The sequence below is a fragment of the Deltaproteobacteria bacterium genome, assembly GCA_016210005.1.
Lineage (GTDB): Bacteria > Desulfobacterota > Binatia > HRBIN30 > JACQVA1 > JACQVA1.
The window spans coordinates 1-14,574 of the sequence record JACQVA010000141.1; the positions used below are offsets into that span (position 1 = coordinate 1).

10 protein-coding genes are annotated in these 14,574 nt (G+C 66.1%); 8 read left to right on the forward strand and 2 right to left on the reverse strand.

All coding sequences use genetic code 11. From position 1 onward, the window contains the following. Positions 1–54 precede the first annotated feature (54 nt). Positions 55–417, forward strand: a complete 363-nt coding sequence (locus HY699_13295; GenBank protein MBI4516780.1) for a clan AA aspartic protease — start codon at positions 55–57, stop codon at positions 415–417. Positions 418–498: 81 nt separating this feature from the next. On the opposite strand, the gene HY699_13300 is transcribed toward HY699_13295, so the two are convergent. Next, a complete protein-coding gene (locus HY699_13300; protein MBI4516781.1) occupies positions 499–1,131 on the reverse strand; it encodes a hypothetical protein in 633 nt (210 codons plus the stop codon). 347 nt (positions 1,132–1,478) lie between these two features. Between HY699_13300 and HY699_13305 the strand changes: the two genes are divergently transcribed. Continuing rightward, complete coding sequence (locus tag HY699_13305; GenBank protein MBI4516782.1) at positions 1,479–2,747, forward strand: thioredoxin domain-containing protein; 1,269 nt, start codon at positions 1,479–1,481, stop codon at positions 2,745–2,747. 57 nt (positions 2,748–2,804) lie between these two features. After that, positions 2,805–3,176, forward strand: coding sequence for an aspartyl protease (locus tag HY699_13310; GenBank protein MBI4516783.1), 372 nt, complete (start codon positions 2,805–2,807; stop codon positions 3,174–3,176). Positions 3,177–3,413: 237 nt separating this feature from the next. On the opposite strand, the gene HY699_13315 is transcribed toward HY699_13310, so the two are convergent. Beyond that, positions 3,414–5,180: a VCBS repeat-containing protein gene (locus tag HY699_13315; GenBank protein MBI4516784.1), complete on the reverse strand. Its 1,767-nt coding sequence runs from the start codon at positions 5,178–5,180 to the stop codon at positions 3,414–3,416. 375 nt (positions 5,181–5,555) lie between these two features. Between HY699_13315 and dnaA the strand changes: the two genes are divergently transcribed. From dnaA to HY699_13340, 5 genes are all read left to right on the forward strand, one after another. Beyond that, positions 5,556–6,896: a chromosomal replication initiator protein DnaA gene (gene dnaA, locus HY699_13320; protein MBI4516785.1), complete on the forward strand. Its 1,341-nt coding sequence runs from the start codon at positions 5,556–5,558 to the stop codon at positions 6,894–6,896. A gap of 146 nt (positions 6,897–7,042) precedes the next feature. Beyond that, positions 7,043–9,763, forward strand: a complete 2,721-nt coding sequence (locus tag HY699_13325; GenBank protein ID MBI4516786.1) for a VCBS repeat-containing protein — start codon at positions 7,043–7,045, stop codon at positions 9,761–9,763. A gap of 266 nt (positions 9,764–10,029) precedes the next feature. Further along, a complete protein-coding gene (locus HY699_13330) occupies positions 10,030–11,841 on the forward strand; it encodes a VCBS repeat-containing protein (GenBank protein ID MBI4516787.1) in 1,812 nt (603 codons plus the stop codon). A 33-nt stretch (positions 11,842–11,874) separates the two neighbouring features. Next, complete coding sequence (locus HY699_13335; GenBank protein MBI4516788.1) at positions 11,875–13,287, forward strand: OB-fold domain-containing protein; 1,413 nt, start codon at positions 11,875–11,877, stop codon at positions 13,285–13,287. Continuing rightward, positions 13,284–14,429, forward strand: a complete 1,146-nt coding sequence (locus HY699_13340; protein MBI4516789.1) for an acetyl-CoA acetyltransferase — start codon at positions 13,284–13,286, stop codon at positions 14,427–14,429. The genes HY699_13335 and HY699_13340 overlap by 4 nt, the downstream gene beginning before the upstream one ends. The last annotated feature ends 145 nt before the right edge of the window (positions 14,430–14,574 follow it).

Below are 14,574 nucleotides of genomic sequence, written 5' to 3' on the forward strand. Positions count from 1 at the left end.
CGGTAGCACGGCACCCGGGGAATTCCCACAGATAATACGTCATCGTATTTACGAATTGCGGTACTTAGAAATCCGCGCAGGCCGGAGTTGGCTCCCGTCAGGGCTGAGGCGTTAGCGGACTCGGGTGCGCTGCACCTCTGCATCCCTGAGGACGTGCGGATCCAGTTGGAGTTGGAGGAAATCGACAAGAAGGAAGCGCCCTTCGCTGACGCCAGCCGTAAGTTGGTTCCCTACGTCGGACCGATCGAGGTCCGTTTTCACAAGCGCGTTGGATTCGTCGGGGCCTTGGTCATGGGAGACCAGGTGTTGCTCGGCGCGATCCCGATGGAAGACATGGACCTCGTGGTCATTCCGGGTACACGCACGCTGGCGGTGAATCCCAGCAGCCCGAACATCGCAACTTCGGTGGTGAAGTGAAGCTACGACGCCGAGCGACGGAAACGGTTTTGACTTCGCGCTGAAGCGACGAGAAGGGCCATCCGCCCGGATCCGCTCTCCTCACTCGGGCAGGCGGTACATATCAAACGTGCCGCTGAAACCGATCGGGACCGGAACGCCGGCGGCGATGGACAGGGCACCGGAGCTGAAGCGGCCGGTGACGAGGTCAGGCTCTTTGGTCCAGGCGTAGTAGGCCGCTGCCGCCCCAAGCGTGCCGGGGCCGGGATCGGAGGCCTCGAACGCGAACAGCGAGCCTGATCCTTCCGGCGACTGCTTGTCGCTATCGGAATACGAATCGCGGCCGATGAAACGAAAGCCGGCCTTCACGATCTTTCCGGGATCCGTGCGCAGGCGGTGTGCAAGCGCCGCAAGGTCGACTGGCGTCGGCTTCCATTCGCGCGACTGAGCATCGGCATTGCGGCGATCCTGTTCCAGCTCGTCCGGCAGTTTGAAGGTGAAGCGTTGCGCCAGGAACTGCTCGGCTGTGCTGTCTATGCGGTACAAGGCGGAGAAGTTGGAGACGCGCTTTCCTGTTTCCTTCTCCACGATGACGTGAGTAACCATGAACCAGGTGCCGCGCATGTCAGGGATGGTGCCGTAGGTCTTCGTGGTGTCGGCCTCGGGCAGGGTCTCGGGCCGGGTGGCGGCGGGTTGCGGCGGCTGGCTTTGCTTCGCGCTGCAGCCGGTTGTCACGATGATTACCGCCAGTCCGAGACCACTGATAACGTTACCATACCTTCCCATCGTCCGTTGCTCCTGTCGCGCGAGTATTCCGGCCGCGCCGCTCGCCGCGCGTGCCCACCCTCAGGTACCATGGCCGGTGGCGAGGCTCAACTCGGTCGCCAGAGGGCGGCCATCCTCCTAAGAGGGGCACGCTTCGTCGCGCCCTTCTTGCGGTAGTCAGTCAGTAGGGCAGGCTGTGCCTGCCGCTCTTGTCGCGCCCGGAGTCGGCAGGGTCGGCACCGTTCGCCGTAAACGCCGGATTAGGCAAGTCAGCCCACGGGTGACAAGCGCTGGTGAACCACGTAGAATCCGCCGCCATGCCGCGGTCGAACCGCACTTCGATTGTAGCCCTCGCCAGCATCGTCCTATCCCTGATTGGGTTAGGGGTCAGCGTCGCTATCTATGCGCTGCACCGGCAACTGGCGGCGGATCCGAGTTTCGGAAGTTTCTGCAACGTCAACGAAGTGGTGAACTGCGACGTGGTGCTGACCAGCCAGTACGCCAAGGTGTTGGGGGTGCCGGTGGCAGCGTGGGCTGCCGGCTATTACCTAACGCTGGCGCTGTTGGCAGCGGTGGCTGGATACGGGGCGTGGCCCGGCGCGGCGGCGGCGTCCGTGCGCAACGCGCGCCAGGCAGCAGCAGCGGTGTTCGTGCTCGCCGGCTTCGGGTTGGTGTTCTCGGGTTACATGGCGGTGGTAGCGCTGGCGGTTATCCGCGCGGTCTGCCTGATGTGCGGCGCGCTGTATCTGGTGGCGCTGGGGTTGTTTGCTACGGGGTGGCGGCTGCGCCGGGCGTTCGCGGTTGAGTCGCGGGCGCTGGCCGCAGCGCGTGCTCGCCAAGATCGCTGGGTCATGGCCGGGGCCGCGGCGGCCACTGCCGCAGTGATTGCGGTGGGGGTGTGGGAGGCAATGGCACCCGCCTTGGCCAGCTTGCCGGCAAGTGAGATCGCCAAACGCAGCCCGGAGTTCTATCGCTGGTACGTGGCCCAGCCGGTGCTGCAAGTGCCGGCCGATGGCGGCAAGGAGCTGGGTCCGGCCGATGCTCCGATCACCATTGTCGAGTACTCCGATTTCGAGTGCGGGCACTGTGCGGCCCTGGCCAAGAGCCTGCACCAAGCCCTGCCACGCTATCGCGGGCAAGTGCGCGTGGTGTTCCACCATTTCCCGCTCGACCGCGCCTGCAACCCGGCGGTGCCCAACGACTTCCATCGCAGCGCCTGCCGAGCCGCCGTCGCCGCCGAGTGCGCCGCCGAGCAAGAGCGGTTCTGGCCGTTCCATGACCTCATGTTCGCCAATCAGCAGCGCCTCGATGCCGCCAGCCTGCTGAAGTACGCCGAGCGAGTCGGCTGCGATCGCTCGCGGTTCGAGGCCTGTATCGAGACCGCCGCCGCTCGGGCGCGAGTCGAGCGCGACGTGCGCGCCGGTGTGGCGTTGGGGGTGGAATCGACGCCGACGTTCTTCGTCAACGGCCGCATCATCAAGGGCGCGCTCACACCCGAGCTCATGAGTTACGCCATCGCCCTGGCGCGCGCGGCACTGCCGAGCCTGCAATCCCCTGCACCCAAGCTCGCGGGCAGCACGCCGTAGATGCCGGCCGCTGGGCTTGGTTGACCCGGCTGTTCGGCTGCTCTACGCTCGCCGCCAATGGGCATTACGTACCTGCATGCTCAGTTGCGCCGGCCAGACGGACGCGGCCAGTCCTACGACTTGCGCTTGCTGGTTGACTCCGGGGCGATTTACTCGGTGCTCCCGGAAAAGATCTGGCGCGCACTGCGTCTCAGACCCGTACGCAAAGTGGAGTTCACGCTGGCGGACGGCACGGCCATTGAGCGCGGAGTCTCGGAGTGCCGTTTCGAGATTCGAGAACATTGCGCCACGTCACCGGTCGTCCTCGGCGAAGGGCACGACGGCGCGCTGCTCGGAGCCGTGACGCTCGAGACCCTCGGCCTCATGCTCAATCCACTGACGCGCGAGGTTCTCCCGATGCAGATGACCCTTTCACGCCTGCACCCGTGAGCGGAGGCGCACACAGCGCGGCGTTACGCTTCGCAGGCTTGGTGCGCGTCAGGCAGTAGCCCTTTGGAGCGGCCCGGGTCGCTTTCGTGTTTTCGAGCTTTCGAGGTGTCGTGATTCTCTCGGCCGGAGGGCTCACGAAAGCACGAAATGGCGAAAGCACGAAACGGGAAGGCCCGGGTCGCGATCACGAGAGCACGAAACGCAGCGACTTCGGACAAACGAGTAGCTGCGGAACTCCTACAGGTGGAAGAGGCGCCGCAGCAAGTCGGGCACATCGGCGGCGTTGATTCGGCCGTCGTCGTTGGCATCAGCGCCGTCGCAGGGCGGAGCGGGGTCGAATAGGCGCTCGAACAATGCCGCCAAATCCGCGCTCGTAACCGTTGCATCGCAGTCGGCATCGCCCCGTGGCAGGCGTGGGGTCGGCGAAGGAGTGGCAGTGGCGGTTGGTGTGCCGGTACGTGTCGGAGTGCCGGTCTTGGTCGGAGTGCCGGTGCGCGTGGGCGTGCGGGTGTTGGTCGGCGTACGAGTAGCGGTGCTGGTGCGGGTAGCTGTCGGTGTGCGGGTCGGTGTGGCGGTCGCGGTGAGCGTGGCAGTGCGCGTGGGCGTGCGCGTGGCGGTGGCGGTGCGCGTGGATGTCGGAGTTATCGTTGGGGTCCTCGTTCGGGTGAAGGTGGGTGTCGCGGTCGGTGTCGCGGTCGGCGTGAACGGCGGCGCCACACCGTTGCTCAGCACGACCGAGAGCGAGGTGCCGGTCTCGTCTCCGAGATCGACGGCAGCCAGGTCGGTGTAACCGTCGCCGTTGAGATCGGAGGCGCTCAGCGCGCTCGGCATTTGATCGAGTGCGGAGGCGATGCTGGCCGAGGCGAAAGTGGCGTCGCCGTTGCCCAGCCGGACCGCGATTGCACCATTTGTATCGTCCGGAGCGTCGAGCACGGCCAGGTCGGTGATCTCGTCGCGATTGAAATCGCCCGCTGCCATGGCCGGCCCGACGCCGGGGGTGAACAGCGGGGGCGCCGTGACGAAGGGATAGAACATCGGCGCAGCGAAAGCGAAGCCGCCTGGGCTGATGCCGGTATTGCGGTGAATGGCGACGCGGCCGTCGGCATTGAGGGCGGCAAGGTCAAGGCGGCCGTCGCGATCAAGGTCAGCCGCCACCAGCGTGAAGGGGTCGGCGGCAGTCGCAAGCAGAAGTGCAGGTTCAAACGGCATGCCCGAGGCGCTGCCGTTGTTGCGGTGCAGGGCGATGGCGTTCTCGCCCTGGAGCGCCACTGCCAGATCGCGCGCGCCGTCGCCATCGAAATCGCCGGCGGCCAAGGCGGTCGGGAGCGCGCCCGCCGGCGTGGTTGGGGTCGAGCCGGTGCCGAGCAGCGGTGATTGCTTCAGGAGCGAGCCACTTTGGCGCCGATAGAATGCGAGGAAACCGGTGCCGGAGTCGCCCGCGACCAGATCGAGCAAGCCATCACCACTGAAATCTGCGATCACGAGCGAGTCGAACGAGCAAGGTTGCGGCGGATCGGCCAGCTCGTTGCACACCGAGTTGGCCGGAAATGCGCCGTGCAATTTCAGCTCGCGGCCCTCGTAGACCCGCAGCACCGGCATGCCGCTGAAGCCCGCGAGGCCCTCGCCGGCGATGATGACGTCGGCGAGCGCGTCGTCCGGCGCCAGCGCAGCGACGGCCAGCGCATTCATGGCCAAGACGCCGCCGCTCAAAGTGATCTGCAGGTCCGGCGGTGCCACCGGTGTTTGTACCGCGAAGCTGCCGTCGCCGCGACCGAGAAAGAGATTGAGAGTGTTCTGGGCTTCGCTATTGATGCTGGCGCTGACGAGATCGGCAATGCCATCGCCGCTGATGTCGCCGCCGGCAACGCCGACAGCGATAGCGCTGCTGGAGATGGGATAGGTGCGGCGCGGGCCGAAGGTGGCGCTCGGCGGCGCCGCGAAAAGCGGGCGCGGGAACAACGCGACGAACGCTGCCAGAGCGGTGATGGCTGCTGTTGCACGCATGCGCGCGCCAGATATAGCCGAGAAGCGCGCCCGAGGCGAAGAAAAAAATCTCGGCACTTCGCGCGCGTGCACGAATTCGCGCGCAATCCGAAAAAAAATTCTTGACTTCATTTTCGCGAGGGACTAATACGGGCGCCTCTTCGTTGTCTTTGACCGGAAATTTTCGAGCAGAAATGACTCTTGTCGGATGCGCGCGCTGCCTTCCTTGTGAGGAAGGAAGGGCGGCGAGGTCGGGGGTGAACTGTGTACGAGGGTGTGGAGAGGCGGTGGAAGTTGGCGAGGTGGCGGTGAGTTACTGCGTTGTCCCCAGCTGGGGATAACCAGCGCGCGCGCCGACAAGTTCGGGAGCAGATCGGCGCAGGGGGGTTGGGCACGATGGCGGAACTGTGGTCGGCGGCTTTGCCGTTGCTGCGGCAACAGGTGGGTGAACGAAACTTCGTGACGTGGATCGAACCGATTCGCTGCACCAGCAACACCAGTGGCGTCGAGTTGGAGGTGCCGAATCGCTTCTTTCAGGAGTGGATCACCCGCCACTTCCTCAATGCCATTCGCTCCACCCTGGCGGCGGTGGCGGGCGAGCCGTGCGCGGTGCGTACTGTCATCAACGAGGGGTGGAGCGCGCCGCCGCTGCCGCCGCTACCCGCACGGCGCGAGCCCGCCCCGCCGCCGGCGCGGCGCACGGCCAAGATCGGCCACCTGGTGGCCCATTACACCTTCGAAACTTTTGTCGTTGGTGACGCTAATCAGGTCGCTTACCAAGCCGCCATTGCCGTCGCCGAAGCTCCCGGCCGGCGCTTCAACCCGCTCTTCCTCCACGGCGGCGTCGGCTTGGGCAAGACCCACTTGGCCAACGCGCTGGCGCACGAGTTGCTCAAACGCAACCCGCGCCAACGCCTGGCCTCGCTCTCGGCCGAGAGCTTCATGAACTCGCTCATAACCTCGTTGCGCCAGGACCAGATGGCACAGTTTCGCGACCGCTTCCGTCACGTCGACGCCTTGATCCTCGACGATGTGCAGTTCCTCGCGGGCAAGGAGCGTACGCAGGAGGAGTTCTTCCACACCTTCAACAGTCTGTACGGCGGCGGCAAGCAGATCGTGCTCACGTCGGATAAAGCACCGGCGGCGATTGCCGGCCTAGAGCAACGCTTGAAAAGCCGTTTCGAGGGCGGGCTGATCGCCGACATTCACCCGCCGACGCTGGCGATGCGCGTGGAGATCGTTCGCCAGAAGGCTGCGGCGTTGGCCTGTAGCTTGCCCGAGGAGGTGGCTTGGTTGCTGGCGCGCACGGCCGGGGCGAGCGTGCGCGAGCTTGAAGGGGCACTGACGCGCGTCCTGGCAGCGGCCACGCTGCGCGGTGTGGCCGTCACTATGGAGTTGGCGCAACAGGCGTTGCGGCCGCTGGCGCGGCAGGGCGCACCGGCCTCGGTCGAGCTGGTGCAAGAGGCCGTCAGCCGCCATTTCAAGATCTCGGTGGCCGATCTCAAGTCGCACCGGCGCGAGCGCAGCCTCACCCACGCCCGCCAGCTTGCCATGTACCTCAGCCGCGTGGTGGCGGATGCCTCGTTTCCCGCAATCGCGGAGAAGTTCGGCGGCCGTGATCATTCCACCGTCATGCATGCCGTGCGCGTGGTCGAGGAGCGGCGGACGGGTGACCCGGCACTGGCCGATCTCATAGTCTCACTCGAAGGCTCGCTGCGCAGCCGCTCGGCCGCCTGAAGCGTGGCGCGCCGCGCGACGCCGCTGAGTCCTCTTGGTCCTCTTGGTCTTCTTCGTCCCTTTAGCCCTTCTTGTCGTCTTTCTTGGCTGAAGATTGACAAACCCAACCGCCACAGGAAGAGTAGGCGGCCATTCGCGGGAGCACGGTGAGAGAAACGGCACAGCGGTTGAGAACAGTCGGCGTGGCAGTTGCCGCGCTGGTGATCGGCCTATCAGCGCGCCCCGGCGCGGGGCAGGTCGGGCCGCTGCGCTTTCGCCTGGTGACGCCGACAATCGAAGTCACAGTGCCGCTGGACATCGGCCGCCCCGCGCTCGCCATCGCTAAGATCAATCGCGACGCCTTCGCTGACATCGTACTGCTCGACGGGGACGGCTTTCTGCTCTTCTCAGGCAACGGTGACGGCAGCTTCACCAAGTCGGGACCGATCTCGGCCGGTGAGGTGACGTTGGGTTTGGCCGCCGGTGATTTCAACGGCGACGGCGATAACGACGTCGCCGCCATCACCGCCGTCGATGAAGTCGCCGTCATGCTCGGTAACGGCGACGGCACCTTCGGCGACCCGCAAACCTTCGGCGTCGGCGGCGCCGGCGTGGTCGCGCTGCTGGCAGCAAAGATCGACCGCGACGCCGCGCTCGACTTGGCCGTGGTTAGCCTGGACGACACGGTATACCTGCTGCGTGGCGCCGGCGATGGCACCTTCGAGCCTTTTACGACGGCCACCCTCGAAACCGGTGGTCTGGGCGCCGTTAGCATCGCCAGCGGTGATTTCAACAACGACGGCAATACCGACTTGGTTGTCGTCAATGAGGCCTCCGATAACCTCAGCGTCTTCCTCAGCAACGGCGACGGCACGTTCAACAGCCCGCGCCTAAGTTCAACCCAAGCGGGACCGATCGCCGTGGCCGCCGGCCTGATCAACCGCGACGCCTCGCTCGATCTTGCGGTTGCCAATGGCGGAGAGGACGCCGCCAACACGGTGTCGATCCTCATCGGCCGCACCAATGGACAGTTCGGATCGCAGCAGCCATTCACCGGACCCATACAGCCGGTCGACATCGCCCTGGCCGACGTGAACGGCGACGGCATATCCGACGCGGTGACCGGGAGCCGAGTGGATAGCGCGATAGGTCTCAACATGGGGCTGGGCGACGGTACGTTTGGCGAGACCGAGTCGCCCGCGTTTGTGCCCGGCATCATCGTCGGCGAAGGCCACATTCAGCTAGCGGTGGCGGACTTGGACAATAATGGGCTGCCGGACATCGTTGTCCTCCGCGAGAACGATGAACACCGGGGCCGCTTGGCGGTGACGATGAACCGCAGCAGCGACCCGACTCCTACAGCCACGGTCGGCGGCAGTGCGACCCCGACGGTGAGCGGCGCACCGACGCTGACCTTGACGCCGACGCGAACCAACACCACCACACCGACCGCGACGGCGACGCCGATTCCGACCGCCCCCTACGGGGTCTGCACTTTCAGCGTAAAGGAAGAGTCCAGTAGCGCGCAGGGCCGGGCGATCGCCGCGGGCGACTTCGACGGCGACGGTACGCCGGATGTGGCGGTGGCACTGGCCGAGTCGGGCAACGACAGGGTTCACGTCGGACTGGTTGACGCCGGCGCGTTGCGCGCGCAGTCGGGCTGTCCGGACGAGTTTACCAAGAACGGTTCGGCCGGCGATTACCCGTTACCGGATACGCCGCTAGGTCTGGCAGTAGGCGACCTCGGGGCGCCGGACGGCTGGTTGGACATCGTCGTAGTGACCGCCGGCGGTGTGGTGCCTCTGCGCAACCTCCAAGACGGTTCGTTCGGGATCGGCGAGACCATAAACGCCGGTCCGTCGCCGGTGGCGCTGACCGTGGCCGATCTCGATCGCAACGGCCGCGCCGATCTGATTGTCGCTCGTGGCGACAACAGCGTCGGCATCCTCAACGGCCAAACCGACGGCACCTACGCCCCGGTGCGGGTGGTGCCGGTGGGTGTGCCACCGGCAGCGTTGCTGGCGCGTGACCTCAACAACGATGGGCGGCCGGACCTGGCGCTGGTGAGCAATGCCACCAGCGACCTGGTGGTGTTGGTGCAAGACTCGGAGCAGGCGACCGGGTTCAAGGTGATCCTCACGCTGCGCCTGAGCGGTACGCCGACCGCGATTATCAGCGAGGACTTCAATCGCGACGGCGTGCCGGACCTCGGCGTCACCTTGGCGTCCAGTGCCTCCGGCCACCTGTTGCTCCTGACCGGGCAGCTAAACGGCGCCCTGCCGAACTACTCTTACGGTTCCCCCACCAGCGGCGGCCGCGGCCCGCAAGCGCTGGCACCTGCCGATTTCGACCGCGATGGCCGGGCCGACGTGGTGACTGCCGATACCAACGACAACACCCTGTCGTTCTTCATGAATGCCGGCGGTAGTTTTCCGCTCCGCCTCGAACCGTTGGAAGTTGGGACCGGGCCGGTCGGTGTTGTTGCCGGCGATTTCGACGGCGACGGCGGCCCCGACGCCGTCAGCGCCAACCGGGACGGCACGGTCAGCATCCTGCGCAGCAGCCAGCCGCCCCCGACGCCGACGCCGACCGAGACCTTGACGCCAACTGTGACGCCGACGCCCAGCAGCACGGCGCCGCCGACTGCTAGCGCGACTCCGACGGGCACGCCTTCCGCCACAGCCACTGTCACACCAACCCGCACCGGCACCGCGACCCGCACTCCCACGGCAACCGTTACCAAGAAGGGCATCTACGAGTTGTCCGGACAATCCTGTGCGATCGTGAGCCCGCAGCATTCGCAGGGCGATTGGAGCTTGCTGCTGCTTGCCGGTGCGGCGATCGGCATCACCCGCTGGCGCCGGCGCAGCGGCTCGGGGGCAGAATGAAACGCAGGCTGGGCAGCAGGGGGCGAGTTTCAGCTCAGGGAGCGGAGCCGGAGAAAGCGCCTCCCTCTCCCCGCATGGTTTTGCTGGGAGAGGGTAGGGGTGAGGGGTTAGTGCGTTTTTCGGTACCAATGGACACGAAGGGGGCGAAAGACGATCCCCTCACCCCAGCCCTCTCCCCGCACAACGATGCGGGGAGAGGGAGCAACCCGCGAAGGGATGTCGGTAGAGCAATGGCGCGGAGACGGCGGTCGAGTTTCAGGTCAGGGGTGAGGGGTTTAGACGCGGAGCGGCGGGGCACTGACAGGACGCTTATCGCGCTTGGCGTACTGGCACTGCTGGTCCTGCCGGCAACTGCCCACAGCAGCGAAGATCTGCCGAGCTACGTCGGCTGTAGCATCAAGGTGCAGGCCGGGGATGGGACGTTGACGCCGAAGCCACAGGCGGTCGCGGCGGGTGATTTCGACCGCGATGGCAACCAGGACTTCGCCGTCGTCGATAACGCCAACAATCATGTTGTCGTCTTCCTCGCTCAGCGCGAGGTGTTTGCCCGCGGCGACTGCGCCGGGGCGGTGCAGCAGCGAGTTGTAAGTGTCGGCGCGGCACCGTTTGCGCTGACGGTGGCGGACGTGGGTGGAAACGGCACGCCCGATATCGTTGTCGCCGAGTCGGCGGAGATCGCCATTTTGAGCGGCAGCGGCGACGGCGACTTCTCGCTTCAGACGGTGTTCATTCCCGGCGCCGATCCGCGTGCGGTTGCGGTTGCCGATCTCGACGGCGATGCCCTGCAAGACTTGGCGGTTGCCGACGGCGCCGGCAGAGCCGTGCGGCTGTTCTTTGGCCGCGCCAGTGGCGGGTTTGATACCGCGACGTTATCCCTGGGCCAGACCGCTGTGGGGGCGGCGATTGCCGATGTGAACCGTGACGGGCGCTTAGACTTAGTGTCGCTGACCGATCAGCAGGCCCTGGTGCAGCTGCAAGACGCGGCAGTCGCGCGCTCCTTCGACGGCCCACAAGTGGCGATGTCCGGATCCGTGCTGCAAGCCTTCGGCGTCGGCGACTTCGATCGCAACGGTGTACCCGACATCGCGATGGCGAGCGCAACCGGCTTGATTGACCTGGCCACCGGAACCGCCGTCGGCGATGGGTCAGTCACCTACGCGCAGCGTCGCGTTGACGAGGCCCCGTTTGCAGTGGCGGCGTTGGCGGCCGGTGATCTCAACCGTGACGGCAAGCTGGACTTGGTGGTCGCCGGCGAGAACTCGGCTCACCTGTTGCCAGGAAGCGGTGACGGCAACTTCGATAGCCCAAGTGATTACGGCCTGGGTACCGAGCCGACCGGCTTGGCGCTGGCGGACGTTGATGGGGATGGCTTGCCGGACGTTCTCAGTGCCAACCTGCTGGCAGGTACGGTGACGGTGTTGCTCAGCAGCAACCCGCCACCGACACCGTCGCGCACCCCCACCGACACGCCCGGGACGGCTACGCCGACCGAGACGCCGAACCGCGACTGCTGTTCGGTGCATAGCGGCGCCGGCTGCGCCGACGCGATTTGCGAAAACAAAGTCTGCGCCTTGGACCCCGACGGCTTCTGTTGTGTGCAGGGTTGGGACGAGAATTGCGTGGCGCTTGCGCGCGCGTCTCAGGCCGAGTGCGACTGCCCGGCGCTGACGCCGACACCCACAGACACGCCGCCGGCAACCGATACGCCCACCGACACGCCCACCGCGCCGCCGACTCTCACACCGACGCCGACAGAGAGCGCAACGCCGACGGCGACCAGGGAAGGTCCGACGCCGTTGGATACACGCACCCCAACCCCGACGTTCACGATTACGGGCACGCTGCCGCCGACAGCGACACCTAGCGCAACGCCGTCGCTGACACCGACGGTCACCGCAACCGCCACGGCTACGCGCACACCGACGGCAACGTTGACCCCGACAGTAACCCTGACGCCGATCGGCGGCTTCGGCCTGCAGGGCGAAGGTTGTGCGCTGCACCCGGGCGGCTCCGGTGGCTGGGGTGGCTTGCTGCTAGCGTTGCCGCTGTGGTTAACGGCGCGGCGGCGCCGGCGCTAAGACTGCGCTGCGGCCGCGCGGGCGGAACACGCGATGGTTGGAATCACCAGTTGGGCCACATACGTACCGCGCTGGCGGCTTGATCGCAGCCTGATCCGCCAGGCCTGGGGCACGTCGCAGCCGGCCGGCAGCCGGGCGGTAGCCAATTTCGATGAGGACGCGCTGACCATGGCCGCCGAGGCGGTTCGTCAGGTGGCGGCGGCCGGCGCCACCGCCGTGCGCGGCCTCTACTTCGCCAGCGCCAGTGCCCCATACTGGGAGAAGCAGTGCGCCGCGGTGGTGGCGACCGCGTGCGATCTGCCGCGGCGGATGGTAACCGCGGATTTCGCGGGCTCGGTGCGTGCCGGCACCGGCGCGCTGCTGGCTGCCATTAGGGCGGCACAGGCTGGGGCGGCCGACGATGCGGTGGTGGTGGCAGCCGATGCCAGATTGGCGGCACCGGAATCGGAGATCGAGGGCTTCCTGGGCGATGCCGCCGCCGCCGTGCGCGTGGGCACGCGGCAGGTCGCTGCCGAGTTCCTCGACGCGGTCTCGCTGGCAGAGCAGTTCACTTACCTGTGGCGTATAGATAGCGATCGCTTCGTGCAGACCCAGCCTGGCAAGTTTTCGAATACCTACGGCTACGGCCGCGATCTGGGTGAAGCCATCGCGGCATTGCTCAAAGCCAACCAGCTCAAGCCCGCCGACATCGCCAAGCTGGCACTCTATTCGCCCGACGCGCGCGCCGCCGCGGACCTTGCCAAGTCGTTGGGCTTCGACCCAAAGCAGCAGTTGCCACCGGCACTAGCCACCACCATCGGCTGCGCCGGCAATGCTGAAGCGTTCTTGCAGCTGGCCGCAGCGTTAGAAGAGGCGAAGCCGGGTGAACGGATCATCGTGGGCAGCTTCGGCGAAGGTGCCGACGCTTTGCTCTTTCGCGTCACCGAGGCGGTTGGCGCTGCCCGCCCGCAGGCAAGCTTGCGCGACTGGATCGAAGCCGGAACGCCGTTGCCGTCGTATCAGCGCTACCTGAAGTACCGGAGCATAGTCGCGGGCGACGAGCCGGGTGAGGCCATCGCCAACGTGCTCGAGTTCAGAGAACTCAAGCAGGACATGCGCTGGTATGGCAGCCGCTGCCGTGTCTGCGGGACCGTGCAGTTTCCGATGGCGCGCGTGTGCATCAAGTGTCGCGGCCGCGAGCTCGAAGATCAGCGCTTGGAACGGTGCGGTACGATCTTCACCTTCACGGTCGACCATCTTGCCGCCAGCCTCGAACAACCGCTGGCGATGGCGGTCGTCGATCTCGATGGCGGCGGCCGGGTGTACTTGCAGGTCAGCGACGCTGCCCCCGAGGCGGTGCAAGTTGGTGCGCGCGTGACGATGAGCTTGCGGCACCTGCATGATGGCGGCGGCAACCACAATTATTTCTGGAAAGCCCGCCCGGCGCGCGTGCGAGGTGAGGCATGAAAGACCAGGTGGCTGTCATCGGCGTTGGTTGCACCAAGTTCGGCGACCTGTTTGAGAAGAGCTACGAGGACCTGATCTGTGACGCGGCCTTCGATGCCTACGCCGACGCGGGCATCGACCAGGGTGCGATCGATGCCGCCTACCTCGGCACCTACTTGCCGGGTCCGAACGGCGGCAAGGCGGCGGTATCGCTCGCCGATGCCTTGCGGCTTTACGATCGGCCGATCACACGCGTGGAGAACTACTGCGCCACCGGTACCGACGCCTTCCGCAACGGCTGCCTGGCAATCGCTGCTGGCGTTGCTGAGGTGGTGCTGGTGTTGGGGGCGGAGAAGCTTAAAGATCGTGGCGGCCGCGGCTTGCCACGGCTGGGACACCCGTTGCTCGCCAAGGGCAACTCGGCACCCGGTCTGTTCGCTCTGGCGGCCAATCGCTACATGCACACCTTCGGCATCGGGCGCGAGACCTTGGCGAAGGTGGCGGTGAAAAACCATTTCAACGGCGCCCATAATCCCAAGGCCCACTTGCAGATGGAGGTCACCGAAGAGCAGGTGCTCAAAGCCCCGATCATCGCTTGGCCCTTCGGGCTGTTCGATTGCTGCCCGACCACGGACGGCGGCGCTGCGGCCATCATCTGCCGTGCCGACATCGCCCGGCGTTTTCGCGATGACTACGTGCTGGTCAAAGGCTTCGGCCTGGCGGTGACGCCGGGCCGGCCTTACTTCGATCCGACCTTCGATTACCTCGGCTTTCGCTCGACGCAGATGGCCGCACAACAGGCCTATGCAATGGCAGGTGTGACGGCTAAGGACATCGACTTCGCTGAGGTGCACGACTGTTTCACCTGGACGGAGATCTCTAACACGGAAGACCTCGGCTTCTGCGCCAAAGGTGAAGGTGGGCGGTTGGCCGCCGAGGGCCGTACCCGCATCGACGGCGACATTCCCATCAACCCCAGCGGCGGGCTGAAGTCGTTCGGCCACCCGATCGGTGCTAGCGGAGTGCGCATGATTTACGAGTGCGTGCAGCAGTTGCGCGGCCAAGCCGGCGATCGGCAAGTGAAGTCCCCTGAGTTGGGGCTAGCCCACAATGTCGGCGGGCCCGGCGCCGTCTCCTGCGTCATCATTCTCGGCCGCAACTAGCAAGTCTCGTTTCGGGACAGTGGACGTCTCGTTACGAGACTTCCGACCCCGTTTGCGGTGGAGTTTCACGGCGGAGGAGCGGACTCGGCCAATTGACTCACTGCGGCATGTTTCCTGCTGCGCGAAGCGCTGGCCGGTTGGGCCG